Consider the following 26344-nt stretch of genomic DNA (forward strand, 5'->3'; position numbering starts at 1 on the left):
ATCCAAAATGGCTTTTAACATTCATAACCGCAATCTGCTGAGCCTGGAACACCACACCCCTCGCGAATTGCGTTATCTGCTCGACCTGTCCCGCGACCTCAAACGCGCCAAGTACACCGGTACCGAGCAGCAGCACCTCAAAGGCAACAACATCGCGCTGATCTTCGAAAAAACCTCGACCCGCACCCGCTGCGCGTTCGAAGTGGCCGCTTATGACCAGGGCGCCAACGTCACCTACATCGACCCGAACTCCTCGCAGATCGGCCACAAAGAAAGCATGAAGGACACCGCCCGCGTACTGGGGCGCATGTACGACGCCATCGAATACCGTGGCTTCAAGCAGGAAATCGTCGAAGAACTGGCGAAGTTCGCCGGCGTACCGGTGTTCAACGGCCTGACCGATGAATACCACCCGACCCAGATGATCGCCGACGTGCTGACCATGCGTGAACACGCCGACAAGCCGATCCACGAGATCAGCTACGCCTACCTGGGCGACGCGCGCAACAACATGGGCAACTCGCTGCTGCTGGTCGGCGCCAAGCTCGGCATGGACGTACGCATCTGCGCACCCAAAGCCCTGTGGCCTCTCGACGACCTGGTGGCTCGCTGCAAAAAATACGCGGAAGAAAGTGGCGCCCGCATCACCCTGACCGAAGACCCGAAAGCCGCGGTCAAGGGCGTGGACTTCATCCACACCGACGTCTGGGTATCGATGGGCGAGCCTGTCGAAGCCTGGGCCGAACGGATCCAGCAACTGCTGCCGTACCAGGTCAACGCCGAGCTGATGAAAGCCACCGGCAACCCACGCACCAAGTTCATGCACTGCCTGCCAGCCTTCCACAACAGCGATACCAAGATCGGCAAGCAGATTGCCGAGCAGTATCCGCACCTGGCCAATGGCATCGAAGTGACCGATGACGTGTTCGAGTCGCCAGCCTGCATCGCCTTCGAGCAAGCGGAAAACCGCATGCACACGATCAAGGCGATCCTGGTATCGACCCTGGCTGATCTGTAACAGCTCACTCGGCTCCCACTGACTGGACACAGTCAATGTGGGAGCTGGCTTGCCTGCGATGGCAGCACCCCGGTGCTTCTGACAGACCTTGGTGATGCTATCGCGAGCAAGCTCGCTCCTGCAGGGGACCGCGTACCGGCTTATATCTCTTCGAAGAAGGACTGCATTATGCGTATCGTCGTTGCTCTGGGCGGTAACGCCCTCCTACGTCGTGGTGAACCCATGACGGCAGACAATCAACGCGCCAACATCCGGATCGCCACCGAACAGATCGCCAAGATCCACCCCGGCAATCAACTGGTGATCGCTCACGGCAATGGCCCGCAAGTCGGCCTGCTGTCGCTGCAGGCAGCCGCCTACACCTCCGTTTCTCCCTACCCGCTGGACGTGCTCGGTGCTGAAACCGAAGGCATGATCGGCTACATCATCGAACAGGAACTGGGCAATCTGCTGGACTTCGAGGTGCCGTTCGCAACCCTGTTGACCCAGGTTGAAGTCGACGCCAACGACCCGGCGTTCAAGAACCCGACCAAGCCGATCGGCCCGGTCTACAGCAAGGCTGAAGCCCAAGCGCTGGCGGCGGAAAAAGGCTGGGCAATCGCCCCCGATGGCGACAAGTTCCGCCGCGTGGTGGCCAGCCCGAAACCCAAGCGTATTTTCGAAATCCGCCCGATCAAGTGGTTGCTGGAAAAGGGCAGCATCGTGATCTGCGCCGGGGGTGGCGGGATCCCGACCATGTACGACGAGAACCACAAGCTCAAGGGCATCGAAGCGGTGATCGACAAGGACCTGTGCTCGGCGCTGCTGGCCGAACAGCTGGAAGGTGACTTGCTGGTGATTGCCACCGACGTCAGCGCGGCGTTCATCGACTTCGGCAAGCCAACCCAGAAAGCCATCGCCCAGGCGCACCCCGACGAAATGGAAAAACTCGGCTTCGCCGCTGGCTCCATGGGGCCGAAAGTCCAGGCCGCCTGCGACTTCGCGCGCAACACTGGAAAAGTCGCGGTGATCGGTTCACTCTCGGACATCGAAGCGATCGTCCAGGGCAAGGCCGGCACCCGAATCAGCACGTCCAAACCTGGCATTACTTACCTGTAAGGAGAGACGTCTATGGCAAAGTTTGAGCCAGGTCATTTGCACATCGAGCGTCATGCACTGACCCCGGATGATGTCAGCTACAACGTGCACCTCGACTACGAAGTCAGCAAGAGCCCCAAGGGCGACAAGGGCATCCAGTTCACCATGCATGGCAACATTCAGGGCAAGGACATGAGCGAGACGTTCTTCCTGCCCAAGGAGGAGGCCTACAACTTTGCCAACAACGTGACGAAGATCGCCGAGAAGTACGGCATTCCAAAGACCCACAGCCAGATCGGCTCGGTGCACAAGCATTACGACCTGATGTTTGAAGACATCCGGGTGCAACTGAACATGAAATCCGGCGACCCGGTGAATATCGAACACTTCGAGTAATCCCATCCCGCTCGCGATGGCGCGCTGTCGACTGACACAGCGCTATCGCGAGCAGGCTTTCACCATTCGCCCGCCCCAAGGCATACTTGCCCCCCTCCGCACCTCAGAACCAACAAACGCCCCATGCGTATCCACGTCAGTTTCATCGACCGCGTCGGCATCACCCAGGAAGTCCTGGCCTTGCTCGGTGGGCGCAACCTCAACCTGGATGCGGTGGAAATGGTCCCGCCGAACGTCTACATCGACGCCCCGACCTTGAGCCCGCAAGTGCTCGAAGAACTGCGCGATGCCTTGTTCAGCGTACGTGGTGTGCAAGCGGTGACCGTGGTCGACATCCTTCCCGGACAACGCCGCCACCTGCAACTGGATGCCCTGCTGGCCGCCATGACCGACCCGGTGCTGGCCCTCGACAGTGCCGGCACCATTCTGTTGGCCAACCCGGCGTTGATCGCCCTGTACGGCCGCGAACCGGCCGGGGAAAACGTCGCCGAACTGTTTGCCGACCCAGCCCTGCTGGAAACCTTGCTGGAGCACGGGTTTCGCTTGCCGCTGCGGGAAATCACGGTCAACGGCCAGACCTTGTTGCTGGGCGCCACGCCGATCACCGACGCTGGCGCCCTGCTGACCCTGTATCCACCCAACCGGATCGGCGAACAGCTCTCGGCACTGCATCACGATCACGCCGAAGGTTTTGATGCCTTGCTCGGCGAGTCGCCGGCGATCCGCACACTCAAGGCCCGTGCGCAGCGGGTAGCCGCCCTCGACGCGCCACTGTTGATCCAGGGTGAAACCGGCACCGGCAAGGAACTGGTGGCCCGCGCCTGCCATGCCATCAGCGCCCGCCACAGTGCGCCGTTCCTGGCGTTGAACTGTGCGGCCTTGCCGGAAAACCTCGCCGAAAGCGAACTGTTCGGCTACGCCCCCGGTGCCTTTACCGGCGCCCAGCGCGGTGGTAAGCCGGGGCTGATGGAACTGGCCAACCAGGGCACGGTGTTTCTCGACGAGATTGGCGAGATGTCGCCGTATCTGCAGGCCAAGCTCCTGCGGTTTCTCAACGATGGCAGCTTTCGCCGGGTGGGCGGGGACCGTGAGGTCAAGGTCAACGTGCGGATCCTCAGCGCGACCCACCGCGACCTGGAGAAGATGGTCAGCGAGGGGACCTTTCGCGAAGACCTGTTCTACCGCCTCAATGTGCTCAACGTCGAAGTCCCGCCATTGCGCGAGCGCGGCCAGGACATTCTGCTGCTGGCTCGCTACTTCATGCAGCAGGCCTGTGCGCAGATCCAGCGTCCGGTCTGCCGCCTGGCGCCCGGCACCTACCCGGCCCTGCTCGGCAATCGTTGGCCAGGGAATGTGCGCCAGTTGCAGAACGTGATCTTCCGCGCCGCGGCCATTTGCGAAAGCAGCCTGGTGGACATCGGCGACCTGGACATCGCCGGCACCTCGGTGGCGCGCCAGAGCGACAGCGAGGTCGACAGCCTGGAGCAGGCCATGGAAAGCTTCGAGAAATGCCTGCTGGAAAAGCTCTACGTCAACTATCCCTCGACCCGCCAACTGGCCAGCCGCCTGCAGACCTCCCACACCGCCATCGCCCATCGGCTGCGCAAGTACGGGATTCCCGGCAAGGCCTGAATACAACTCCTTATGTGAACTGCCGCAAATGTTGGACTGCCTCATCGCGGCATAGGTATCTACACAACTGTGGTGCGACGTTGCACCTGTGGGCCGTCAGGGATGTTGGATTAGACCGCGTGCATATCCATTTTTGCGGTAACGGCCTCCTATGGTTCCGCCTGACGGCGGCTCACTTTTGAACAGCGCAAAAGTAAGCAAAACGCGTACATACCCCACCACTCGGTGCCTCGCTTAGGCTCGGCATGCCCGTACTCCGACATTGATTTGGGGGCCGCCGCAATGGGCCCTCCCTGGCCCAGTGCGGCTAAACCGGCGTCCTGCCGGTTTACCCCCCAAATCAATATCGGACTCCGGCCAGCGTGGTTAACGGGGCGCCCAGGATCAAAAACAAAACGAGGCGGCCTGAAAGCCGACCTGATCGCTGGGGCATGTGCGGTGTAGCTTCTACTTCCTAAGACGCTGACGAAGTCAGCCATCTTTTGATCTGGCTTTTGCTTTCGCTTTGGCTCTGGCTCTGGCTCTGGCTCTTGATCCTGGGCGCCCCGTTAACCACGCTGGCCGAACGCAGGCTTGAAGCCGTGGGTAACCCGGCAGGACGCCGGGTTAGCCGCCCCGCGCCAGGGATGGCGCGTGGCGGCGGCCCACGGATTCAAGCCGGAGTGAGGGAACACCGAGCCTAAGCGAGGTGCCGAGTGGTGGGGTAAGAGCGTTTTGCTTACTTTTGCGCTGTTCAAAAGTGAGCCGCCGTCAGGCGGAACCATAGGAGGCCGTTACCGCAAGAATGGATATGTACTCGGTCTTATACCTATGCTCATCGCGGGCAAGCCCACCCCCACAGTGATTGAACCCCTGCATACACCCACCAGGGTGGGAGCGGGCTTGCCCGCGATGGACGCAAGGACACCGCGTTGAATCAAGCTTGGCGTGTCATCGATGGCAACCATTGCCCCCATAGATCACCTACCGCAAAAGCGACCTCCACCTGTACTGAAAGCGCTACAGCGGAACGATATCGCTACACAGGCTTTCCGCCAGCATTGTGCAAGGCTTTGATCCTCATGGGCTTTTTTCCTCGTGTCAGACTGTAGCGATATCGCTACAGCTGCGCTTGTTCCCCTTCTCGCAATAATCCGTAACCTATTGATTAGTAACAAATAAAAAATACTGGCCGCGATTTTGCTAGGTAACCCTCCATAAAGCAGGGCTATGCCCGAGCATTCCATCGCGTCCACCAGACCTGTCTGGCCCCTGAGGAGTTTCCATGAGCGAGTTGCGTTTTACTGAAGATCACGAATGGCTGCGTACCGAAGCTGACGGCAGCGTTACAGTCGGCATCACCGCCTTCGCCCAGAATGCTCTGGGCGACGTGGTTTTCGTACAACTGCCTGAGCTGCAGTCCTACGACAAAGGCGCTGAAGCCGCCACCGTGGAATCGGTAAAAGCCGCAAGCGGCGTGTACATGCCGCTGGACGGTGAAGTGCTGGAAGTGAACCCGGCGCTGGACAGCAGCCCTGAACTGGTCAATGAAGATCCGCTGGGCGAAGGCTGGTTCTTCCGCTTCCAGCCAACCGATGCATCGGCTGTCGCCAAACTGCTGGATCAAGACGCCTACGAGCGTCTGATCAAAGCCAACGCGCAAGCCTGAGGAGCGCTGACATGACTCAAGCAAGCCTGACCACTGCCAACGAATTCATCGCCCGCCACATCGGCCCGCGCGCCGGCGACGAGCAAGCCATGCTCAATAGCCTGGGCTTCGACTCCCTGGAAGCCCTGAGCGCCAGCGTCATTCCCGACAGCATCAAGGGCACCAGCGTGCTTGGCCTGGAAGACGGCCTGAGTGAAGCCGATGCCCTGGCCTTGATCAAGTCCATCGCCGGCAAGAACCAACTGTTCAAGACCTACATCGGCCAGGGCTACTACAACTGCCACACGCCATCGCCGATCCTGCGCAACCTCCTGGAAAACCCGGCCTGGTACACCGCCTACACCCCGTACCAGCCAGAAATCTCCCAGGGTCGCCTGGAAGCCCTGCTGAACTTCCAGACCCTGATCAGCGACCTCTCCGGCCTGCCGATCGCCAACGCCTCGCTGCTCGACGAAGCAACCGCCGCTGCCGAGGCCATGACCTTCTGCAAGCGCCTGAGCAAGAACAAAGGCAGCCACGCCTTCTTCGCCTCCGTGCATTGCCACCCGCAAACCCTCGACGTGCTGCGCACCCGTGCCGAGCCGCTGGGGATCGACGTAGTGGTGGGCGACGAACGTGAACTGAGCGACGTGACGCCCTTCTTCGGCGCGCTGCTGCAATACCCGGCCAGCAACGGCGACCTGTTCGACTACCGCGAGCTGACCGAGCGCTTCCACGCCGCCAATGCCCTGGTCGCCGTAGCGGCCGACCTGCTGGCTCTGACTCTGCTGACTCCGCCGGGCGAGTTTGGTGCCGACGTCGCCATCGGCAGCGCGCAGCGCTTTGGTGTACCGCTGGGCTTCGGTGGCCCGCACGCGGCGTACTTCTCCACTAAAGATGCGTTCAAGCGCGACATGCCGGGCCGTCTGGTCGGTGTCTCGGTCGACCGCTTCGGCAAGCCGGCCCTGCGCCTGGCGATGCAGACCCGCGAGCAACATATCCGCCGCGAGAAAGCCACCAGCAACATCTGCACCGCCCAAGTACTGCTGGCCAACATCGCCAGCATGTACGCCGTGTACCACGGCCCGCAGGGCCTGACCCAGATCGCCCAGCGTATTCATCACCTGAGCGCGATCCTGGCCAAGGGCTTGAACGCCCTGGGCCTGGTTGTCGAACAAGCGCATTTCTTCGACACCCTGACCCTCAACACCGGCGCCAACACCGCCCAACTGCACGACAAGGCGCGGGCGCAGCGGATCAACCTGCGGGTGATCGACGCCGAGCGCCTGGGCCTGTCCCTCGACGAAACCACCTCGCAAGCCGACGTGGAAAACCTCTGGGCATTGCTGGCCGACGGCAAGACCCTACCGGACTTCGCTGCCCTCGCCGCCGCCGTGCAAAGCACCATCCCGGCCGCCCTGGTTCGTCAATCGCCAATCCTCAGCCACCCGGTGTTCAACCGTTACCACTCGGAAACCGAGCTGATGCGCTACCTGCGCAAGCTGGCCGACAAGGACCTGGCACTCGACCGCACCATGATCCCGCTGGGTTCGTGCACCATGAAACTCAACGCCGCCAGCGAAATGATCCCGGTGACCTGGGCCGAGTTCGGCGCACTGCACCCGTTCGCCCCGGCCGAGCAAAGTGCCGGCTACCAGCAACTGACCGATGAGCTGGAGGCGATGCTCTGCGCCGCCACCGGTTACGATGCGATCTCCCTGCAACCGAACGCCGGCTCCCAGGGCGAGTACGCCGGCCTGCTGGCGATCCGCGCCTACCACCAGAGCCGTGGCGATGATCGCCGCGACATCTGCCTGATCCCCTCCTCCGCCCACGGCACCAACCCGGCCACCGCCAACATGGCCGGCATGCGTGTGGTCGTGACCGCCTGCGATGCCCGCGGCAACGTCGACATCGAAGACCTGCGCGCCAAGGCCATCGAACACCGCGAGCACTTGGCGGCCTTGATGATCACCTACCCGTCCACCCACGGCGTGTTCGAGGAAGGCATCCGCGAAATCTGCGGGATCATTCATGACAACGGCGGCCAGGTGTACATCGACGGCGCCAACATGAACGCCATGGTCGGCCTCTGCGCCCCGGGCAAGTTCGGTGGCGACGTGTCCCACCTGAACCTGCACAAGACCTTCTGCATCCCCCACGGCGGTGGCGGTCCGGGCGTCGGCCCGATCGGCGTCAAGTCGCACCTGACCCCGTTCCTGCCCGGCCACGCCGCCATGGAACGCAAGGAAGGCGCGGTCTGCGCCGCACCGTTCGGCAGCGCCAGCATTCTGCCGATCACCTGGATGTACATTCGCATGATGGGCGGCGCCGGCCTCAAGCGTGCTTCGCAGTTGGCGATCCTCAATGCCAACTACATCTCCCGCCGCCTGGAAGAGCACTACCCAGTGCTGTACACCGGCAGCAACGGCCTGGTGGCCCACGAATGCATCCTCGACCTGCGCCCGCTGAAAGACAGCAGCGGCATCAGCGTCGATGACGTCGCCAAGCGCCTGATCGACTTCGGTTTCCACGCCCCAACCATGTCGTTCCCGGTGGCCGGCACGCTGATGATCGAGCCGACCGAAAGTGAATCCAAGGAAGAACTGGACCGCTTCTGCGACGCCATGATCCGCATCCGCGAAGAAATTCGCGCGGTGGAAAACGGCACCCTGGACAAGGACGACAACCCGCTGAAAAACGCCCCGCACACCGCAGCGGAAATCGTCGGCGAGTGGACTCACCCCTACAGCCGTGAACAGGCGGTGTACCCAGTGGCGTCGTTGATCGAAGGCAAGTACTGGCCACCGGTTGGCCGGGTCGACAACGTGTTTGGCGACCGCAACCTGATCTGCGCCTGCCCGTCGATCGAAAGCTACGCTTAACCCAATGAGGGGGCGGGTTTACTCGCCCCACTTCTAAAGGACATCACAAAACCCTGTGGGAGAGAGCTTGCTCGCGATGACGGACTGACATTCGCCGGATGTCGACTGAACGACCGCTATCGCGAGCAAGCTCGCTCCCACATGGATCAGTGCCAGTTCTCAGAATCTGTGCCGCCCCTCATAACAAGAAACCGGAGAACAACCATGTCGTTAAGTGTGTTCGACCTGTTCAAGATTGGTATCGGCCCTTCCAGCTCCCACACCGTCGGCCCGATGCGTGCCGCTGCGCGGTTTGTCGAAGGTCTGCGGCGGGACAACCTGCTGGCGGTCACCACCTGCGTCAAGGTCGAGCTGTATGGCTCACTCGGCGCCACCGGCAAGGGCCACGGTAGTGACAAGGCAGTGTTGCTCGGCCTGGAAGGCGAACACCCGGACACCGTAAACACCGAGAACATCGCTGCGCGCCTGCACGACATTCGCAGCAGCGGGCGCTTGAACCTGCTCGGCGAGCACCCGATCGACTTCAATGAAAAGCTGCACCTGGCGATGATTCGCAAGCCACTGGCCTATCACCCCAACGGCATGATCTTTCGCGCCTTCGATACCGCCGGCCTGCAAATCCGCAGCCGCGAGTACTACTCGGTCGGTGGCGGTTTTGTGGTCGACGAAGACGCCGCCGGCGCTGACCGGATCGTCGAGGACGCCACGCCACTGACCTTCCCGTTCAAAAGCGCCAAGGACTTGCTCGGGCATTGCACCACCTACGGTTTGTCGATCAGCCAGGTCATGCTCACCAACGAAAGCGCCTGGCGCCCCGAGGCTGAAACCCGCGCCGGGCTGCTGAAGATCTGGCAAGTGATGCAGGACTGCGTCGATGCCGGTTGTCGCAACGAAGGCATCCTGCCGGGCGGGCTCAAGGTCAAGCGCCGTGCGGCGGCCTGGCACCGGCAACTGTGCAAGAACCCGGAGTCGTCACTGCGCGACCCGCTGTCGGTGCTGGACTGGGTCAACCTGTATGCCCTGGCGGTCAACGAAGAAAACGCCAACGGCGGGCGCGTGGTCACGGCCCCCACCAACGGCGCGGCCGGTATCGTCCCGGCCGTCCTGCATTACTACATGCGCTTCATTCCAGGTGCCAGCGAAGACGGTGTGGTGCGCTTTCTGCTCACCGCCGCGGCCATCGGCATCCTGTACAAGGAAAACGCCTCGATCTCCGGGGCCGAAGTCGGCTGCCAGGGTGAAGTCGGCGTGGCCTGCTCGATGGCTGCCGGGGCTCTGTGCGAAGTACTGGGCGGCAGTGTCCAGCAAGTCGAAAACGCCGCCGAGATCGGCATGGAACACAACCTTGGCCTGACCTGCGACCCCATTGGTGGCCTGGTCCAGGTGCCATGCATCGAGCGTAACGCCATGGGCTCGGTCAAGGCCATCAACGCGGTGCGCATGGCCTTGCGTGGCGACGGTCAGCACTTCGTCTCCCTCGACAAGGTGATCCGCACCATGCGCCAGACCGGTGCCGACATGAAAAGCAAATACAAGGAAACCGCCCGTGGCGGTTTGGCCGTCAACATTATCGAATGCTGATGCGTGCTCCCCCGCATCCGCTGACTTTTTCAGGAGCTGAATATGTCCACCGAAACCCTGTCGAAAACCCCGCTGCACGCACTGCACATCGAATTGGGCGCGCGCATGGTGCCGTTCGCCGGCTACGACATGCCGGTGCAGTACCCATTGGGCGTGATGAAAGAACACCTGCACTGCCGTGAGCAGGCCGGGCTGTTCGATGTCTCGCACATGGGGCAGATCCGCCTGACCGGCGCCAATGCGGCCAAGGCCCTGGAAACCCTGGTGCCGGTGGACATCATCGACCTGCCGGTGGGCATGCAGCGCTACGCCATGTTCACCAACGAGCAAGGCGGCATCCTCGACGACCTGATGGTCGCCAACCTGGGCAACGACGAACTGTTCCTGGTGGTCAATGCGGCCTGCAAGGACCAGGACCTGGCTCACCTGCGCCAGCATCTGGGCGATCAGTGCCAGATCGAGCCGCTGTTCGAGGAACGCGCCCTGCTCGCCCTGCAAGGCCCGGCAGCGGTGACCGTGCTCGCCCGCCTGGCGCCGCAGGTGGCGCAGATGACCTTTATGCAGTTCACCCGCGTGTCCCTGCTGGGGGTCGAGTGCTTTGTCAGTCGCTCGGGCTACACCGGCGAAGACGGTTTCGAGATCTCCGTGCCCGCCGCCAATGCCCAGACCCTGGCCCGCGCCCTGCTGGCCGAGCCGGAAGTGGCCGCCATCGGCCTCGGCGCGCGTGACTCGCTGCGCCTGGAAGCCGGCCTGTGCCTGTATGGCCATGACATGAACAGCGCCACCACCCCGATCGAAGCCAGCCTGCTGTGGGCCATCTCCAAGCCACGCCGTGCCGATGGCGCGCGTGCCGGTGGATTCCCCGGAGCCGAAACGATCTTCGCCCAGCAACAAAACGGTGTCAGCCGCAAACGTGTCGGCCTGCTACCCCAGGAACGCACTCCGGTGCGTGAGGGCGCAGAAATCGTCAACGCCGCCGGCGAAATCATCGGCGGCGTCTGCAGCGGTGGTTTCGGCCCTTCCCTCGGCGGTCCATTGGCGATGGGCTACCTGGACAGCGCCTACCTGGCACTCGATACCCAGGTCTGGGCGATCGTACGCGGCAAACAGGTGCCATTGCTTGTAAGCAAAATGCCATTCGTTCCACAACGCTACTATCGTGGTTGATTGACTGTTTCGATAAGTAACGCAGTTGCGTAACAGTGCACTAATCTGTAACGCAACTGCCATAAAATAGTGCAGTTTTTTGACTCTAAGCTTCGATTTTGAACTTACCTTATAACAATCGAAAACAATTGAACGAGTCTATCGAATAAGCACCATAGGAAAGCCCAAAAACCGCCACAGGCCTAGCTATACAAGGCTTGCAGGGGGGCTTGTTTTTTCTGCCGTAGTTGGCGTAGAGTTTGTCCACTGTGTTTGCATGGGTCGCTTGGAATCGTGACCTGGGCAGTAGCCAACAAGTTTGCTACACCCGTTCTACGTCTTCTTCTTTCCTGCAACCAGCCCCAGTACTCTTTCATGAGAAAGAGGCTGTCATCAATTTTTTGCGTCAAAGGAAATAAGAAATGTCCCAACGTCAGAGCGGCACCGTCAAGTGGTTTAACGACGAAAAAGGTTTTGGTTTTATCACTCCAGAAAGCGGCCCGGATCTGTTCGTGCATTTCCGTGCCATCCAGGGCAACGGTTTCAAGAGCCTGAAAGAAGGCCAGAAAGTGACCTTCGTTGCGGTGCAGGGCCAAAAAGGCATGCAGGCTGACGAAGTTCAAGCAGAAGCCTAATCTTCTGTAACGAAAAAGCCCCTGATGCTGACATCAGGGGCTTTTTTGTGCGCGCAAACCCGTAAAATGGCTTCTTTTTTCAATCGAGAGCCACTCCATGTCGAAACGCCTGCTAAGCCCCCAGGGTGAATTCCCCGTCGCCGGCCTGGGGCGTCGCCTGGCAGCGATGTTCTACGATTTCCTGTTGTGCACTGCCCTGATGATCGTCACCGGCGGCCTCTACAAGATGGTGCAGATGGCAATCATCGGCGAGGAGCGGATGCGTGCGTTGACCGATGCCGGCGCACTGGATGGCGACCCCTTGCTCTCCACCGTATTGCTGTTTGTGCTGTTCGGTTTTTTTGCCAAGTTCTGGACCTACTCCGGCCAAACCCTGGGCATGCAGGTGTGGTGCATCCGCGTGCAGAACGCCGACGGTTCGGCCATCAGCCTGTGGCAGGCCTTACTGCGCTTCGTGGTATCGATTGCGTCACTGCTGTGCGCCGGCCTGGGCTTCTTCTGGACACTGTTCGACAAACAGCAGCGCAGCTGGCACGACATGTACTCCAATAGCCAGTTGGTTCGAGTCCCGAAGAAAACCAAGTAATTCAGCCGTACGAAAACCACTGTGGGAGCGAGCTTGCTCGCTCCCACAGGTTGTGTGTGCCTAGCTGACAGACCTCAGGCGTTGCCGGCGAGCTTCATCCGCGCAGCCGCCGTGAAGTCGAGCATGCGCTTCAACGGGCGAATCGCCTGTGGGATCAGCGCCGGCTCGACGAAGATCTCCCCCGAACCCTCACGCAGGCACTGTAGCGTGCGCTCCAGGGTGTTCATCGCCATCCAGGGGCAATGCGCGCAACTGCGGCAGGCCGCGCCGTTGCCGGCCGTAGGGGCTTCGATAAACACCTTGTCCGGGCACAGCTGCTGCATCTTGTAGAAAATCCCGCGATCGGTGGCCACGATCAGCGTCTTGTGCGGCAGGCTCTGTGCTGCTGCGATCAACTGGCTGGTGGAACCCACCGCGTCGGCCAACTCGATCACCGCCGTCGGCGATTCCGGGTGCACCAGGATCGCAGCGTCCGGGTACAGCGCCTTCATGTCTTCGAGCTGCTTGGCCTTGAACTCTTCATGGACGATGCAGGCACCGTCCCAGAGCAGCATGTCGGCGCCGGTCTTGCGCTGGATGTAGGTACCCAAGTGCTTGTCCGGGCCCCAGATGATCGTCTCGCCGTTGTCCATCAGGCTTTCTACAATCTCCAGTGCACAACTGGAGGTCACCACCCAGTCCGCCCGCGCCTTGACCGCCGCCGAGGTGTTGGCATACACCACCACGGTGCGTTCCGGGTGCTGGTCGCAGAACGCCGAAAACTCGTCGACCGGGCAACCCAGGTCCAGCGAGCAGGTCGCTTCCAGGGTCGGCATCAGCACGCGTTTTTCCGGGTTGAGGATCTTCGCGGTCTCCCCCATGAACTTCACGCCGGCTACCACCACGGTCTTGGCCGGGTGCGCATTGCCGAACCGGGCCATTTCCAGGGAATCGGAAACACAGCCGCCGGTTTCTTCGGCCAACGCCTGAATGATCGGGTCGCAATAGAAGTGAGCAACCAGCACCGCGTCCTGAGCCTTGAGCTCGGCGGCGATGGCGGCGCGGTAATGGGCCTCCTCTGCGGCGGTCAGCGGCTTGGGCTGCTTGGCGTCGAGGTGGGCTTGAACCAGAAGGCGTTCGGAAATTTGCGTCATGATCGCAAGACCTGCGGGCGCTTTCGCGCGAAAGTCGAGTATACACCCGGCTCCGGACCGATCAGGGTACCGCCGGGAGAGTGAGTATTCATCAGGCACGGACAGCGTTGAAGCTGCGCAAGGCTACAGAATATCCCCGAGATGCAAAAGATCATTCTGCACCCAGGCGCGCGGTGCAAGCATTGCGATTGCCCGAGACAGGAATCGCAGGCAAAAAAAAACCCGGAAATCCTCACTTGCGTGGGCCTTCCGGATTTTCTAAACCGCCAAATATGGTGGGTCGTGTGGGATTCGAACCTACGACCAATTGGTTAAAAGCCAACTGCTCTACCAACTGAGCTAACGACCCGCTTCGTTGTGGTGCGTATAATACTGATTTTTAAGGACTATTCAACACCTAAGTGAAAATAAATCAAAAATAGTTGGTTGGGTCGCTGATTCCGGCTGCTGCGAAGCCTTCAGCACGCAGGCGGCAGCTGTCGCACTTGGCGCAGGCACGGCCTTGATCGTCCGCCTGATAGCAGGAAACGGTCAGCGCATAGTCGACCCCCAGCTTGACGCCAGCCTCGACGATTTGCGCCTTGCTGAGGTTTTGCAGCGGAGCCTGGATGCGGAAGCCATTGCCCTCGACCCCGGCCTTGGTCGCCAGGTTGGCCATGCGCTCGAAAGCCTCGACGAACTCCGGACGGCAATCCGGGTAACCCGAATAGTCCACGGCGTTGACCCCAATGAAGATGTCCCGCGCGCCCAGCACTTCGGCCCAGCCCAGGGCCAGGGACAGGAACACCGTGTTGCGAGCCGGCACATACGTCACGGGGATGCCTTCACCCGGGGTCTCTGGCACATCGATGCTGCTGTCGGTCAGGGCCGAGCCGCCGATGCCGTTCAGGTTCAGGCCGATCACTTTGTGCTCGACCACCCCCAGGTCCCGGGCCACCCGCGCAGCGGCGTGCAATTCGGCCTGGGAGCGCTGGCCGTAGTCAAAACTCATGGTGTAGCAGCTGTAGCCTTCGGCACGGGCCATGGCCACCACGGTCGCCGAGTCCAGGCCTCCGGACAGCAGGATGACCGCACGCTTTTCTACAGTATTCAGTTGTTCAGTCATGTCAGCGCCCCGGCTCGTCGTTCCAAAGATATTTGTGCAGTTGCAATTGCAAGCGCACTGGCAGGTTGTCGGCAACTACCCAGTCCGCCAGGTCACGTGCATTGAGATCGTGATGGCTCGGTGAGAACAGGACTTCACCGGCCCGCCGGTCAAGACCGTACTGGATCAGCTTGGAGACAGCCCAGTCGTAGTCCTCGCGGGAACAGATCACGAACTTGACCTGGTCGTTGGACGTCAGCAGCTCGATATTCTCGTAGCGGTTACGGTGTGCTTCCTTCGAGCCCGGGGTCTTCAGGTCGACCACGCGGCTGACCCGCGAATCTACCGCCGAGATGTCGATGGAACCACTGGTTTCCAGCGACACTTCGTAACCGGCGTCACACAACTGCTTGAGTAGAGGGATGGCGTTAGGTTGGGCCAGCGGCTCGCCGCCGGTCACACAGACATAACGCGGGCGGAAACCGGCCACCTGCTCGAGGATCTCGTCGAGTGGTCGCACTGTTCCGCCGGTAAAGGCGTAGGCACTGTCGCAGTACTGGCAACGCAACGGGCAACCGGTCAGGCGCACAAAAACAGTGGGCAGCCCGGCAGTGCGCGTTTCACCCTGCAACGAGTAAAAAACTTCGGTAATTCTCAATGTATCTTGCATAGTCGCCACGGGCGTAACAGCTAAACAGGCTGTCCGCCTCCGTCAGGCACTTGATGGAACCCCGCCAACGCGCAGATCCCAAAAAGCGGTGTTGCTAAAAAGGGCGTGAATTCTAACGAAAAAACCCGCGACAAGCGCGGGTTTCTTGAAACACGGGTCAAACTGCCTTACATGCGCTGCAGATCACGCTGGGCCAGCTGCGCGGCGGAGGTGCCAGGATACTGGCTGACCACCTGCTGCAAAATGCCCTTGACCTTGTCGGCGTGCCCCAGGCGACGCTCGACATCGGCCAGCTTGTACAGCGAGTCCGGCACCTTGTTGTGCTTGGGATACAGCTGCGAAACCTTGGCGAAAGCCTGGCCGGCGCCTTGCAGATCACCTTTGGCCAGGTTCACTTCACCCAGCCAGTATTGGGCATTGCCCGCGTACTGGCTGTTCGGGTATTTGCGCAGGAACGCGGCAAAAGCCAGGCTGGCCTTGTCGAAGTCCTTGGCCTTGATCAGGTCGAAGGCAGCATCGTAGTAGAGCTTTTCCTTCGCTGGATCACCCGGTTCGCTGCTGGCGGCAGGGGCTTGCGCCGCAGCGCCCGCACCTGCAGCAGCACCGACGGCGCTATTGCCACCGGCTGGAGAATTTTCAGGAGCCGCAGCGGGTGCACCGCCCGATCCTATGCGCCGGTCAAGATCCTGGTATCGCTCCAGGGATTCTTGCTTCATGCGCGAAACATCATTTTGCAAAACTTCAATCACGCCTTGTTGGCGCGCGATCTGTTCCTGCATCTGTTGCAGTTGGTTGAACAGCTCGCCCTGTGCCGAGACAGGGGCCGAAACCCCTCCCCCGGCATAGGCGCCGTTCGTACCGTAACCCGCAGGCGGATAACTGCTCCCGCTATTGTTATAACCGGAATCATTATCGACCACAGGAACCGCAGCCCACGCCAGCAATGGCGCGAGGCTGAGAGCCAGGACAGTTACAGCACGACGGCACGTTCGCATGACGAATTACTTACGCAGTTCGACGCGACGGTTTTGAGCCCAGGACTGCTCGTCGTTGCCGGTAGCAACTGGACGCTCTTCGCCGTAGGAAACCAGTTCCAGCTGAGCTGGGGAAACACCTTGCAGTACCAGGTAGCGTTGAACGGCTTTCGCACGACGCTCGCCCAGTGCCATGTTGTACTCACGAGTACCACGTTCGTCGGTGTTGCCTTCCAGAACAACGCGAGCGCCGTTTGCTTTCAGGTCTTTGGCGTGAACGTCCAGAGCGCGCATGGCTTCTGGCTTCAGGTCCGAGCTGTCGTATTCGAAGTAGAAGGTGGTGATTGCGCGCAGAGCAGCTTCTTCGCTCAGGGAGCCGTCAACAGCACCAGTGTTAGCGCCGTAACCAGCGTTTGGATCAACAGCGCCTTCACCGGCGTTGTCGCCGCCTTTGGACGAGCAACCTACAGCTACAGCCATGGCCAGGGCCAGCGCAGCAAACTTACCAAACTTCAGCATTTCCATCGTGAAACTCCTAATGAACCCCAATGTGTTAAGTACAACGTATAGCGCCGCGTCAGTTCAGGTAAGGGGACCAGGAAGGTTCTCTGACTTCGCCTTGTGCGGTAGGAAGCGGGAGCCTTACGCGTCCATTGATGGACACGAGCATCAAGACTCCCCGGCCCTGCTGGCGGGTGGCGTAGATTACCATGGTGCCGTTGGGCGCAACAGTAGGCGACTCGTCCAGAGTGCTATCAGTTAGGATTTTTACACTACCGCGCTGCAAATCCTGGGCCGCCACCTTGAAATTGGTGAAACCTTGCTGGCGATGGATCATCACCAGAGTCTTTTCGTCGGCCGACAATTTCGGGTTGGCGTTGTAGTTGCCGATAAAGGTTACGCGCTCGGCACCGCCGCCACTGGCGCTGGTCTTGTAGATCTGCGGCTTGCCGCCACGGTCGGAGGTGAAGTAGATGGTCGAGCCATCCTTGCCCCAGAACGGTTCGGTGTTGATGCCAGGCCCTGCAGTCACGCGGGTGATCTGGCGCGACCCCAGGTTCATCACGTAGATGTCCGGGTTACCGTCCTTGGACAGTACGAACGCCAGGCGCGAACCATCCGGCGACCAGGCTGGAGCACCGTTGAGGCCTTCGAAGTTGGTGATCTGCTCACGACGACCAGTGTCGATGTTCTGCATGAAGATCCGCGGACGCTTCTGCTCGAAGGAGACATAGGCGATACGCTTGCCATCGGGGGCAAAACGCGGCGACAGGATCGGCTCGCGGGACTGTAGCAGGGTCACTGCACGCGCACCGTCATAGTCCGAGCGTTGCAGGGTGTAGCGAGTGTTCTTCTCGGAGAAACGCTCGGCCGTCACGTACAGCAGACGGGTCGAGAACGCGCCCTTGATGCCCACCAGCTTCTCAAAGGACTGGTCCGAAATGTAGTGCGCCATGTCGCGCAACTGGTCAACGCCGCCGGAAACGCTGCCGGTCAGCACTTGCTGCTCGGTGTTGACGTTGAACAGGGCGTACTGCACCTGCAGGCGACCGCCGGCCGGAACAATGCTGCCGACCATGATGTACTGGGCGCCCAGGGCCTTCCAGTCGCGGTAGATGACTTCGCTGGCCTGGGTCGGCTGGCTGATCATGTTCTGCTTGGGAATCGGCGAGTAGTAACCCGAGTTGCGCAAATCGTTACCAATGATTTCCGCCATGTCGTCCGGCAGCACGCTGCCGCCCTGCCAGCCGAACGGCACTACCGCGATCGGGGTCGCCCGATCACTGCCGCTGGTGACCAGAATGTTCTTTTCATCCGCCGCCGCTATCCCTGCCATGCAGCAAATAACGACAAGCATTCCTCGAAGAAGGTTTCTCACAAGGCTAGATCCTCAGGTGTGAATGTCATCTTGAATGAACGATAGGGAGCGAAATCGCTCGGCTTCATTCCCTGCATTTCTGTCAAACGTCCAATGTTCTTGACCGCTGCTACAGCCGAGCTGTCGAACGGACCATCGCCACTGGACTTGGCTACCGTGACCGAAGTCACCGTACCATCGGGCAACATGCCAATTTGCAGCACGACCGTCATGTTCTTGCGTGCCGAAGGAGGACGCGCCCAGCCTTCCGCTGCACGTGCACGAATCAGGTCGTCGAAACTACCCGCGACTTCATCGCCTCGTTCATCGGCCAAGGCTTGCTGACGCTGCGGCGTGTCGGAAAGCAAATCTGCCAGGGCCTGAGCCTTTTTCTCTTCGGCGGATTTACGTGCCGCTTCCTGCGATTTTTTCTTCGCAGCATCGGCAGCAGCTTTCTTCTTCGCATCATCGGCGACTTTCTTCTTCGCCTCGTCCGCTTCAGCTTTCTTCTTGGCGTCGTCCGCGGCTTTTTTCTTCGCGTCTTCGACTACTTTCTTCTTCGCTTCTTCAGCGGCCGCTTTCTTGGCCTCTTCTTCAGCTTTCTTCTTGGCTTCTTCTTCGGCTTTCTTCTTGGCTATATCAGCCAATTGTTTCTCTTCTGCCTTCTTGGCTTCGGCGGTCTTCTTTGCTTCATCGGCTTTCTTGGCTTCATCAGCCTTTTTCGCTTCTTCGGCTTTCTTCGACTCGTCGGCCTTCTTGGCTTCCTCGGCCTTTTGAGCCGCCTCTTCTTTCTTTTGTTCCGCAGCCTTCACCGCTTCCTGCTCGACCTTCTTCTGCTCCATCTGTTCGACTTCGGTCTGGCGCGCAGCGGATTTCTTCGCTTCACCCGCAATCTTCTGATTGGTCTGGGTGGTCGCCTGACTTTTCGATTTCAACTGGTACAGGGTCGCCTGGACAATCGGTTTGGCCGGCGGCAGCTCCGGGGTAAAGGCAAAGCTGACGAACAGCATGCCGAACACCAGCACGTGCAAGCCAATTGCCCAGACACTAGGCCAGAAGTAGCTTTCCGAGGCTGTTGGCTCTCGCTGTTGCTGCATCAGGGCGCCTCGGTAATCAAGCCAACGTTACCGACTCCGGCTTTCTGCAACCCACCCATCGCGCCCATGACGGCGCCGTAGTCGACGGTCTTGTCGCCACGAATGAACACTTGGGTGTGCTTGCCACCTTCGTTGCCGGCGCGAATGATCTTGGTCACCGCATCAGTCATCTGCGGCAGGGTCATTGCCCGGTCCTGCTGCTTCTCGGTGTCGACTTCGCTGCCAAGGTTCCAGTAGTAGGTCTTGTCAGCCTTGATCGAAATGGTCAGGACCTGGGTGTTGTTGTCTTGCGGCAAGGCTTCGCTGGAAACCTTGGGCAAATCAACTTTCACGCCCTGATTGAGCATCGGCGCGGTCACCATGAAGATGACCAGCAGTACCAGCATCACGTCGATGTAAGGTACTACGTTCATCTCGGCGACCGGCTTGCGCTTTTTGCGAGCTCGAGCGATTAAAGCCATTGGGAAATACCTGCTTATTCTTCGCTGGTGTGCACTTTACGGTGCAGGATCGCCTGGAATTCATCGGCGAAGGTGTAGTAGCGGCTGATCAGGGTTTCGCTGCGCGCGGCAAAGCGGTTGTACGCAATGACGGCCGGAATGGCGGCGAACAGGCCGATGGCGGTGGCGATCAGTGCCTCGGCGATACCCGGGGCCACGGTGGCCAAGGTCGCTTGCTGGGCAGTGGCCAGGCCGCGGAAGGAGTTCATGATGCCCCAGACGGTACCGAACAGGCCGATGTACGGGCTGACCGAACCAACGGTGGCGAGGAATGGCAGGCTCTGCTCGAGCTTCTCTTCTTCGCGGGAAATAGCCACGCGCATGGCACGGGCAACGCCCTCCATGACTGCTTCCGGATCCACACCCGGTTGCTGGCGCAGACGGGAGAACTCCTTGAAGCCGGCACGGAAGATCTGCTCGACGCCCGAATCCGGATCAGGGTTGCTGCCCGCCTGACGGTACAGCTTGGACAGGTCGATACCCGACCAGAAGCGCTCCTCGAAGCTCTCCAGGGCACGTCGACCGGCACGCAGCAGGTTGCTGCGCTGAAAGATCATGATCCATGAGGTCACCGATGCGGCTACCAGGGTCAGCATTACCAGTTGCACCACGATACTGGCATTGCTAACCAGGCTCCACATGGAGGAATGGTCGACGACGTTAGCTTCCACGCTTTATCTCCTGCTTTGAGTGTGTACCCGCGCCGCTCACGTCGGCAAAGGCCGCACGTAGAGCTTCGGGAATGGCCCGGGGTTTCAAACTATGGGTGCGCACACAGGCCACCAAAAACTGCCCTTCGCAGAGCAGTGCATTATCCGCGGCTCGCCTGACCTGCTGCTTGAAGCGCAGGCTGACACGGTTCAATTCGATTACTTCAGCACTTACCACAAGCTCGTCGTCCAGTCGCGCCGGCGCGTGGTAGCGCGCTTCGCTGGAATGCACGACAAACAACAGGTCCTCGCCTGCCAGCTGTGACTGGGCAAAGCCCAACTCACGTAGCCGCTCGGTCCGAGCCCGTTCCATAAACTTGAGGTAATTAACGTAATACACGATGCCGCCAGCATCGGTGTCCTCGTAATAAACGCGACAACGATGTGCGAACGACTCTAGCCCGTTTTGCGCGCGCATACTCTAGTGCTTACTCCTCAGGTTGCCAATCCAGCCAGGCAACTGTTTTTCATTCTTCTGCGCCTTTGCTGCCAAACAAGGGTTCGCCAGCCACCTAGGACCACACAAAACCCGAATAAATCGGCGCAGACCGTCATTAATCGTCCACTGCATCCAGAAATGCGTCTACTGCGGGCATTTCACCCATGCGCGTCGGAATGTTCAGGCCAAAGTGCAAATAAGCATGCCGGGTCACTACCCGCCCACGGGGAGTGCGCATGATGTAGCCCTGCTGGATCAGGTACGGCTCCAGTACGTCTTCAATGGTGTGCCGCTCTTCACTGATGGCCGCAGCCAGACTGTCGACCCCCACCGGGCCGCCATCGAACTTCTCGATCATGGTCAGCAGCAAACGCCGGTCCTGGTGATCGAAACCACGCTCATCGACGTCCAGCAGGTTGAGCGCCAGGTCGGCGATCGGCTTGGTGATGTGGCCCTTGGCCCGGACTTCGGCGAAATCCCGCACCCGCCGCAGCAGTCGGTTGGCGATACGTGGCGTGCCGCGGGCCCGGCGGGCGATTTCGAACGCCCCTTCAGGGTCCAGCGGCAGTCCGAGGATACCGGCCGAACGACTGACGATCGTCGCCAGGTCGGCGGTGCTGTAGAACTCCAGGCGCTGGACGATGCCGAAGCGGTCGCGCAGCGGGTTGGTCAGCATGCCGGCGCGGGTGGTCGCCCCCACCAGAGTGAACGGCGGCAGGTCGAGCTTGATGGAGCGTGCCGCCGGGCCTTCGCCGATCATGATATCGAGCTGGAAGTCCTCCATGGCCGGGTACAGCACTTCCTCGACAATCGGCGACAGGCGATGGATTTCATCGATGAACAGCACGTCATGGGGTTCGAGGTTGGTCAGCAGTGCCGCCAGGTCGCCGGGGCGCTCCAGGACCGGGCCCGAGGTGCTTTTGATCGACACGCCCATTTCCTGGGCGATGATGTTGGCCAGCGTGGTTTTACCGAGGCCCGGCGGACCGAAGATCAGCGTGTGGTCCAGGGATTCGTTGCGCCCGCGCGCCGCCTGGATGAACAGCTCCATCTGCTCGCGAACGGTCGGCTGGCCAATGTATTCGGCCAGGCTGACCGGACGAATGGCCCGATCCTGGACTTCTTCGCGGTCACGCGGGCCACCGGTGGCGGTAATCAGACGATCAGCTTCAATCACTTAGATCATTCCCTTCAGGGCACGACGAATCAGGTCTTCACTGCTCAAGCCTTTCTCCTTGATCGCGGAAATCGCCTTGCTGGCTTCCTGCGGCTTGTAGCCCAGGGAGATTAGCGCGCTGACCGCGTCATTCTCCGCCGAAGCCACCGGTTGCGCCGGGCTATCAGGCTGGTTCGGCACCAGGGCAAACATGCTCGGCACGGCTTCCCAGGCCTTGAAGCGGTCCTTGAGTTCCACCAGCAAGCGCTCGGCGGTCTTTTTGCCGACACCCGGCACCTTGGTCAGCGCCGAAGTGTCCTGGGCCTGCACGCAACGCACCAGCTCATCGACTTCAAGGCTCGACATCAACGCCAGCGCCAGTTTCGGACCGACCCCATTGAGGCGGATCAACTCGCGGAAAAAGTCCCGATCACGCTTGCCGATGAAACCATAAAGCAACTGGGCATCTTCGCGCACCACCAAATGGGTGTGCAGGGTTATCGGCTCTCCGATCGACGGCAGTCGATAGAGGGTGGTCATCGGCACTTCCAGCTCATAGCCCAGGCCGTTGACATCCAGTATCAGGTGCGGCGGCTGTTTCTCAGCCAAGGTGCCGCGCAAACGTCCAATCACGTTTCAAATCCTTAAGCGTTAGCCAGATCAGGCGCTCGAAGAGCAAAGTGAGCGAGGTCGCCGACAGTCCAGGCGCAAATCGCTCAACCAATAAAATCTCGTGGGTGGATGCTATCAGATCACAGGCGCAGGCGACCGCCACGACTGCGCGCCGTCCCCAGCCCATGGGGCAACAGGCTGGAGCGGGTATGGGCATGGCAAATGGCAATGGCCAGGGCGTCCGAGGCATCGATTTGCGGTTTGCTGGTGAGCTTGAGCATATGCATGACCATCATCTGCACCTGCTCCTTGTTGGCTGCACCGGTACCGGTGACCGCCTGTTTGACCTGGGTAGCGGTGTATTCGGCGATCTCCAGGCTCTCTTCGGCCCCCGCGACAATCGCCGCGCCACGGGCCTGGCCGAGCTTCAGCGCGGAGTCGGCGTTGCGGGCCATGAAGACCTTCTCGATGCCCATGGTCACAGGACCGTAGGTCTGGATCACCTCACGCACGCCGCGATAAACAATTTGCAACCGTTCATGTAACTCACCGCTGCCGGTGCGAATACAACCCGACGCCACATACACGCAGCCCCGACCGGTATCGCGCACCACGCCATAACCGGTAATGCGTGAACCGGGGTCGATACCAAGAATTAATGTCATAACGCCTGCGGGTTAAGAGAGTGAGGCCAGCATAGAGCAGGTTGTGCCGGATGCACATTTTGTAGCCCTACCGAGAACCCTGTGGGAGCCGGGCTTGCCCGCGATAGCGGTAGAACATTCAACATCAATGTCGAGCCTGCCGACGTCATCGCGGGCAAGCCCGACTCCCACACTAGATCTGCGTCGCCCTTCAGCCGAGCTGTTGGGCCACCGACTCGGGGATGTCCGCATTGGAATAGACGTTCTGCACGTCATCCAGGTCTTCGAGCATGTCGATCAGCTTGAGCACCTTCTCGGCGCCTTCCAGGTCCAGTTCGGCACTGGTGGTTGGCAGCATCACGATTTCCGCATCATCGGCCTTGAAGCCCGCCGCTTCCAGGGCGTTGCGCACGGCATAAAAACCGGCGAACGAGGTGAATACGTCGATTGAACCGTCTTCGTTGGTCACCACGTCGTCGGCATCAGCCTCCATCGCGGCTTCCATCAAGGCGTCTTCGTCGATACCCGGGGCAAAGGAGATCTGCCCCTTGCGTTCGAACAGGTAAGCCACCGAGCCATCCGTGCCCAGGTTGCCGCCACACTTGCTGAAGGCGTGTCGAACCGCCGCCGCCGTGCGGTTGCGGTTATCGGTCATGCACTCGACCATCACCGCCACGCCACCGGGGCCATAACCTTCGTAGCTCAGTTCGACCATGTCATCGGTGTCGGCAGCGCCAGCCCCACGGGCCACGGCGCGATCGATGATGTCACGGCTCATGTTCGCGCCCAGGGCCTTGTCCAGGGCCAGTCGCAGCCGTGGGTTGGAGCCAGGATCGCCGCCGCCCTGACGGGCCGCGACTGTCAGCTCACGAATCCACTTGGTGAAAATCTTGCCTTTCTTGGCATCCTGACGTTCTTTGCGGTGCTTGATGTTCGCCCACTTGGAATGACCCGCCATAACTCGCTCCGAATTCTCTTTAAAACAATGCCCGCACACCCTGGAAGGCGAGCGGGCAATACACGCTGGATCTGACCCCTGGCGTATCCACGGATACGCCAGGGTGGCCAGCCTTACTCAGCCTTTGGCTGCTCGCGCAAACGGATGTGCAGCTCGCGCAGAGCCTTGGCATCCACCAGGCCCGGGGCCTGGGTCATCACGCATGCCGCGCTCTGGGTTTTCGGGAACGCGATCACTTCACGGATAGACTGGGCGCCGGTCATCAGCATCACCAAACGGTCCAGGCCAAAGGCCAGGCCGCCGTGGGGCGGTGCGCCGTACTTCAGGGCGTCCAGCAGGAAGCCGAATTTCTCTTCCTGTTCCTCTTCGCTGATACCCAGCAGGCGGAATACCGATTGCTGCATTTCCTTGCGGTGGATACGGATCGAACCGCCACCCAGCTCGGTGCCGTTGAGCACCATGTCGTAGGCACGCGACAGCGCGGTCGCCGGGTTGGCTTCCAGCTCTTGCGGCGTGCACTTCGGTGCGGTGAACGGGTGGTGCAAGGCGGTGAAGCTGCCGTCGTCGTTCTCTTCGAACATCGGGAAGTCGACAACCCACATCGGTGCCCACTTGCAGGTCAGCAGGTCCAGGTCGTTACCAACCTTGATCCGCAGCGCACCCAGGGCTTCGCTGACGATCTTGGCCTTGTCGGCACCGAAGAACACGATGTCGCCGTCAACTGCGCCAACGCGATCGAGGATCACATTGAGGTTAGCTTCAGGAATGTTCTTGACGATAGGCGACTGCAGGCCTTCGACGCCCTTGGCGCGCTCGTTGACCTTGATGTACGCCAGGCCCTTGGCACCGTAGATGCCGACGAACTTGGTGTAGTCGTCGATCTGTTTGCGCGGCATGCTCGCTGCACCAGGAACGCGCAGTGCGGCAATCCGGCATTTCGGATCGTTGGCCGGGCCGCTGAAGACTTTGAAATCGACTTCTTTAAGCTGGTCGGCAACGTCTACCAGTTCCAGCGGGTTACGCAGGTCCGGCTTGTCGGAACCGTAACGGCGCATGGCTTCTTCGAAGGTCATGTGCGGGAATTCACCGAATTCCAGATCCAGCACTTCCTTGAACAGGTTGCGGATCATTTTTTCGGTGATGCCCATGATCTCGTTTTCATCGAGGAAACTGGTTTCGATGTCGATCTGGGTGAATTCCGGCTGGCGGTCAGCGCGCAGGTCTTCGTCACGGAAGCACTTGGCGATCTGGTAGTAGCGGTCGAAGCCAGCGACCATCAGCAGTTGCTTGAACAGCTGTGGCGATTGCGGCAACGCAAAGAACGAACCGGCGTGGGTACGGCTCGGGACCAGATAGTCACGAGCGCCCTCTGGCGTCGCGCGGGTCAGGATCGGCGTCTCGACGTCGAGGAAGCCGTTCTCGTCGAGGAAACGACGAATGCTGGTGGTCATGCGCGAACGCAGACGCAGCTTCTCGAGCATTTCCGGGCGACGCAGGTCGAGGAAGCGATAACGCAGGCGGGTTTCTTCGCCGACGTCGGAGAACTCGTTGAGTGGGAACGGCGGGGTTTCCGCTTCGTTCAGCACTTCAAGCTCGTAACCCAGGACTTCGATCATGCCCGAGGCCATGTTGGCGTTGGTGGCACCGGCCGGACGCAGGCGTACCTTGCCGGTGATCTTGACCACGTATTCGCTGCGCACGCGATCGGCGGCGGCGAAGCTCTCGGCGCGATCCGGATCGAATACCACTTGGGCCAGACCATCACGATCACGGATATCGAGGAAAATCACCCCGCCGTGGTCACGACGACGATGGACCCATCCGCAAAGGGTAATTTCCTGACCTTCCAGGCTTTCGTTCAGTTGGCCGCAATAATGGCTGCGCATCATGGTAGTGGTTTCACTTCTCGTAATTCGAAATTCGATG

The 26344-nt window shown here is 60.4% G+C and carries 25 protein-coding genes and 1 tRNA gene; 10 read left to right on the forward strand and 16 right to left on the reverse strand.

The genetic code is table 11. The annotated features are described in order from the left end of the window. The first annotated feature begins 7 nt into the window (after positions 1 to 7). The 10 genes from QMK50_RS07790 (at position 8) to QMK50_RS07835 (ending at position 12583) form a co-directional block, all read left to right on the forward strand. On the forward strand, positions 8 to 1018 hold the full coding sequence (locus tag QMK50_RS07790) for an ornithine carbamoyltransferase (protein ID WP_095169842.1): 1011 nt from the start codon (positions 8 to 10) through the stop codon (positions 1016 to 1018). Between the two features lie 168 nt (positions 1019 to 1186). Then, entirely contained in the window at positions 1187 to 2116 is a 930-nt protein-coding gene (gene arcC, locus QMK50_RS07795) for a carbamate kinase (protein WP_095169843.1), read from the forward strand. Positions 2117 to 2128: 12 nt separating this feature from the next. Beyond that, the gene (locus QMK50_RS07800) at positions 2129 to 2491 is read left to right on the forward strand and encodes a DUF5064 family protein (RefSeq protein WP_095169844.1); all 363 of its coding nucleotides are present in this window, start codon (positions 2129 to 2131) and stop codon (positions 2489 to 2491) included. A gap of 123 nt (positions 2492 to 2614) precedes the next feature. Next, the gene (locus tag QMK50_RS07805) at positions 2615 to 4123 is read left to right on the forward strand and encodes a sigma-54-dependent transcriptional regulator (protein ID WP_095169845.1); all 1509 of its coding nucleotides are present in this window, start codon (positions 2615 to 2617) and stop codon (positions 4121 to 4123) included. 1264 nt (positions 4124 to 5387) lie between these two features. Next, positions 5388 to 5771, forward strand: a complete 384-nt coding sequence (gcvH, locus tag QMK50_RS07810) for a glycine cleavage system protein GcvH (RefSeq protein WP_320332893.1) — start codon at positions 5388 to 5390, stop codon at positions 5769 to 5771. Positions 5772 to 5782: 11 nt separating this feature from the next. Continuing rightward, positions 5783 to 8635 carry an aminomethyl-transferring glycine dehydrogenase gene (gene gcvP / locus QMK50_RS07815; protein ID WP_320332894.1) on the forward strand — a complete coding sequence of 951 codons (2853 nt, stop codon included), beginning with the start codon at positions 5783 to 5785 and terminating at the stop codon, positions 8633 to 8635. Positions 8636 to 8839: 204 nt separating this feature from the next. Further along, entirely contained in the window at positions 8840 to 10216 is a 1377-nt protein-coding gene (locus QMK50_RS07820) for an L-serine ammonia-lyase (protein WP_095165661.1), read from the forward strand. 42 nt (positions 10217 to 10258) lie between these two features. Then, positions 10259 to 11383: a glycine cleavage system aminomethyltransferase GcvT gene (gene gcvT / locus QMK50_RS07825; RefSeq protein WP_320332895.1), complete on the forward strand. Its 1125-nt coding sequence runs from the start codon at positions 10259 to 10261 to the stop codon at positions 11381 to 11383. A gap of 401 nt (positions 11384 to 11784) precedes the next feature. Continuing rightward, entirely contained in the window at positions 11785 to 11997 is a 213-nt protein-coding gene (locus tag QMK50_RS07830; RefSeq protein WP_003175786.1) for a cold-shock protein, read from the forward strand. A 97-nt stretch (positions 11998 to 12094) separates the two neighbouring features. After that, positions 12095 to 12583, forward strand: a complete 489-nt coding sequence (locus tag QMK50_RS07835; protein WP_095165665.1) for an RDD family protein — start codon at positions 12095 to 12097, stop codon at positions 12581 to 12583. A 74-nt stretch (positions 12584 to 12657) separates the two neighbouring features. On the opposite strand, the gene nadA is transcribed toward QMK50_RS07835, so the two are convergent. From nadA to aspS, 16 genes are all read right to left on the reverse strand, one after another. Beyond that, positions 12658 to 13716 carry a quinolinate synthase NadA gene (gene nadA / locus QMK50_RS07840; RefSeq protein WP_095165666.1) on the reverse strand — a complete coding sequence of 353 codons (1059 nt, stop codon included), beginning with the start codon at positions 13714 to 13716 and terminating at the stop codon, positions 12658 to 12660. 273 nt (positions 13717 to 13989) lie between these two features. Next, positions 13990 to 14065, reverse strand: a tRNA-Lys gene (locus tag QMK50_RS07845). Positions 14066 to 14128: 63 nt separating this feature from the next. Continuing rightward, on the reverse strand, positions 14129 to 14821 hold the full coding sequence (queC, locus tag QMK50_RS07850; protein ID WP_159997625.1) for a 7-cyano-7-deazaguanine synthase QueC: 693 nt from the start codon (positions 14819 to 14821) through the stop codon (positions 14129 to 14131). 1 nt (position 14822) lies between these two features. Continuing rightward, positions 14823 to 15470 (reverse strand): 7-carboxy-7-deazaguanine synthase QueE, encoded by a 648-nt coding sequence (gene queE / locus QMK50_RS07855; RefSeq protein WP_095165669.1) that lies wholly within the window; start codon positions 15468 to 15470, stop codon positions 14823 to 14825. Between the two features lie 167 nt (positions 15471 to 15637). Further along, entirely contained in the window at positions 15638 to 16465 is an 828-nt protein-coding gene (gene ybgF, locus QMK50_RS07860) for a tol-pal system protein YbgF (RefSeq protein WP_320332896.1), read from the reverse strand. 6 nt (positions 16466 to 16471) lie between these two features. Then, entirely contained in the window at positions 16472 to 16969 is a 498-nt protein-coding gene (pal, locus tag QMK50_RS07865) for a peptidoglycan-associated lipoprotein Pal (protein ID WP_003178634.1), read from the reverse strand. A 52-nt stretch (positions 16970 to 17021) separates the two neighbouring features. Then, the gene (gene tolB, locus QMK50_RS07870; RefSeq protein WP_174244593.1) at positions 17022 to 18302 is read right to left on the reverse strand and encodes a Tol-Pal system beta propeller repeat protein TolB; all 1281 of its coding nucleotides are present in this window, start codon (positions 18300 to 18302) and stop codon (positions 17022 to 17024) included. A gap of 17 nt (positions 18303 to 18319) precedes the next feature. Then, entirely contained in the window at positions 18320 to 19399 is a 1080-nt protein-coding gene (tolA, locus tag QMK50_RS07875) for a cell envelope integrity protein TolA (protein ID WP_095165674.1), read from the reverse strand. Beyond that, on the reverse strand, positions 19399 to 19851 hold the full coding sequence (gene tolR, locus QMK50_RS07880) for a protein TolR (RefSeq protein WP_162530237.1): 453 nt from the start codon (positions 19849 to 19851) through the stop codon (positions 19399 to 19401). The genes tolA and tolR overlap by 1 nt, the downstream gene beginning before the upstream one ends. Before the next feature lie 23 nt (positions 19852 to 19874). Beyond that, positions 19875 to 20570, reverse strand: coding sequence for a protein TolQ (tolQ, locus tag QMK50_RS07885; protein WP_034149144.1), 696 nt, complete (start codon positions 20568 to 20570; stop codon positions 19875 to 19877). Then, on the reverse strand, positions 20560 to 21027 hold the full coding sequence (ybgC, locus tag QMK50_RS07890) for a tol-pal system-associated acyl-CoA thioesterase (protein ID WP_095165676.1): 468 nt from the start codon (positions 21025 to 21027) through the stop codon (positions 20560 to 20562). Before ybgC ends, tolQ begins: the two co-directional genes overlap by 11 nt. Before the next feature lie 136 nt (positions 21028 to 21163). Next, positions 21164 to 22225, reverse strand: a complete 1062-nt coding sequence (gene ruvB / locus QMK50_RS07895; protein WP_095165677.1) for a Holliday junction branch migration DNA helicase RuvB — start codon at positions 22223 to 22225, stop codon at positions 21164 to 21166. Further along, positions 22226 to 22837 (reverse strand): Holliday junction branch migration protein RuvA, encoded by a 612-nt coding sequence (gene ruvA, locus QMK50_RS07900; RefSeq protein ID WP_320332897.1) that lies wholly within the window; start codon positions 22835 to 22837, stop codon positions 22226 to 22228. 119 nt (positions 22838 to 22956) lie between these two features. Next, positions 22957 to 23481, reverse strand: coding sequence for a crossover junction endodeoxyribonuclease RuvC (gene ruvC, locus QMK50_RS07905; RefSeq protein ID WP_008147379.1), 525 nt, complete (start codon positions 23479 to 23481; stop codon positions 22957 to 22959). A gap of 190 nt (positions 23482 to 23671) precedes the next feature. Continuing rightward, entirely contained in the window at positions 23672 to 24418 is a 747-nt protein-coding gene (locus tag QMK50_RS07910) for a YebC/PmpR family DNA-binding transcriptional regulator (protein ID WP_095165683.1), read from the reverse strand. A gap of 113 nt (positions 24419 to 24531) precedes the next feature. Beyond that, positions 24532 to 26307: an aspartate--tRNA ligase gene (gene aspS / locus QMK50_RS07915; protein ID WP_095165685.1), complete on the reverse strand. Its 1776-nt coding sequence runs from the start codon at positions 26305 to 26307 to the stop codon at positions 24532 to 24534. Between the last annotated feature and the right edge of the window lie 37 nt (positions 26308 to 26344).

Origin of the sequence: Pseudomonas sp. P5_152 (genome assembly GCF_033989915.1) — a bacterium.
In the GTDB taxonomy this organism is placed as follows: domain Bacteria; phylum Pseudomonadota; class Gammaproteobacteria; order Pseudomonadales; family Pseudomonadaceae; genus Aquipseudomonas.

Bases quoted from the DNA above. Each gene is read 5' to 3' on its own strand.
- pal (WP_003178634.1), bottom strand. From the start codon at position 16,969: ATGGAAATGCTGAAGTTTGGTAAGTTTGCTGCGCTGGCCCTGGCCATG.
- QMK50_RS07820 (WP_095165661.1), top strand. From the start codon at position 8,840: ATGTCGTTAAGTGTGTTCGACCTGTTCAAGATTGGTATCGGCCCTTCC.
- QMK50_RS07830 (WP_003175786.1), top strand. From the start codon at position 11,785: ATGTCCCAACGTCAGAGCGGCACCGTCAAGTGGTTTAACGACGAAAAA.
- queE (WP_095165669.1), bottom strand. From the start codon at position 15,470: ATGCAAGATACATTGAGAATTACCGAAGTTTTTTACTCGTTGCAGGGT.
- gcvP (WP_320332894.1), top strand. From the start codon at position 5,783: ATGACTCAAGCAAGCCTGACCACTGCCAACGAATTCATCGCCCGCCAC.
- queC (WP_159997625.1), bottom strand. From the start codon at position 14,821: ATGACTGAACAACTGAATACTGTAGAAAAGCGTGCGGTCATCCTGCTG.
- nadA (WP_095165666.1), bottom strand. From the start codon at position 13,716: ATGACGCAAATTTCCGAACGCCTTCTGGTTCAAGCCCACCTCGACGCC.
- arcC (WP_095169843.1), top strand. From the start codon at position 1,187: ATGCGTATCGTCGTTGCTCTGGGCGGTAACGCCCTCCTACGTCGTGGT.
- tolB (WP_174244593.1), bottom strand. From the start codon at position 18,302: ATGCTTGTCGTTATTTGCTGCATGGCAGGGATAGCGGCGGCGGATGAA.
- aspS (WP_095165685.1), bottom strand. From the start codon at position 26,307: ATGATGCGCAGCCATTATTGCGGCCAACTGAACGAAAGCCTGGAAGGT.
- QMK50_RS07910 (WP_095165683.1), bottom strand. From the start codon at position 24,418: ATGGCGGGTCATTCCAAGTGGGCGAACATCAAGCACCGCAAAGAACGT.
- QMK50_RS07800 (WP_095169844.1), top strand. From the start codon at position 2,129: ATGGCAAAGTTTGAGCCAGGTCATTTGCACATCGAGCGTCATGCACTG.
- gcvH (WP_320332893.1), top strand. From the start codon at position 5,388: ATGAGCGAGTTGCGTTTTACTGAAGATCACGAATGGCTGCGTACCGAA.
- tolA (WP_095165674.1), bottom strand. From the start codon at position 19,399: ATGCAGCAACAGCGAGAGCCAACAGCCTCGGAAAGCTACTTCTGGCCT.
- QMK50_RS07790 (WP_095169842.1), top strand. From the start codon at position 8: ATGGCTTTTAACATTCATAACCGCAATCTGCTGAGCCTGGAACACCAC.
- ybgF (WP_320332896.1), bottom strand. From the start codon at position 16,465: ATGCGAACGTGCCGTCGTGCTGTAACTGTCCTGGCTCTCAGCCTCGCG.
- gcvT (WP_320332895.1), top strand. From the start codon at position 10,259: ATGTCCACCGAAACCCTGTCGAAAACCCCGCTGCACGCACTGCACATC.
- ybgC (WP_095165676.1), bottom strand. From the start codon at position 21,027: ATGCGCGCGCAAAACGGGCTAGAGTCGTTCGCACATCGTTGTCGCGTT.
- QMK50_RS07805 (WP_095169845.1), top strand. From the start codon at position 2,615: ATGCGTATCCACGTCAGTTTCATCGACCGCGTCGGCATCACCCAGGAA.
- ruvC (WP_008147379.1), bottom strand. From the start codon at position 23,481: ATGACATTAATTCTTGGTATCGACCCCGGTTCACGCATTACCGGTTAT.
- QMK50_RS07835 (WP_095165665.1), top strand. From the start codon at position 12,095: ATGTCGAAACGCCTGCTAAGCCCCCAGGGTGAATTCCCCGTCGCCGGC.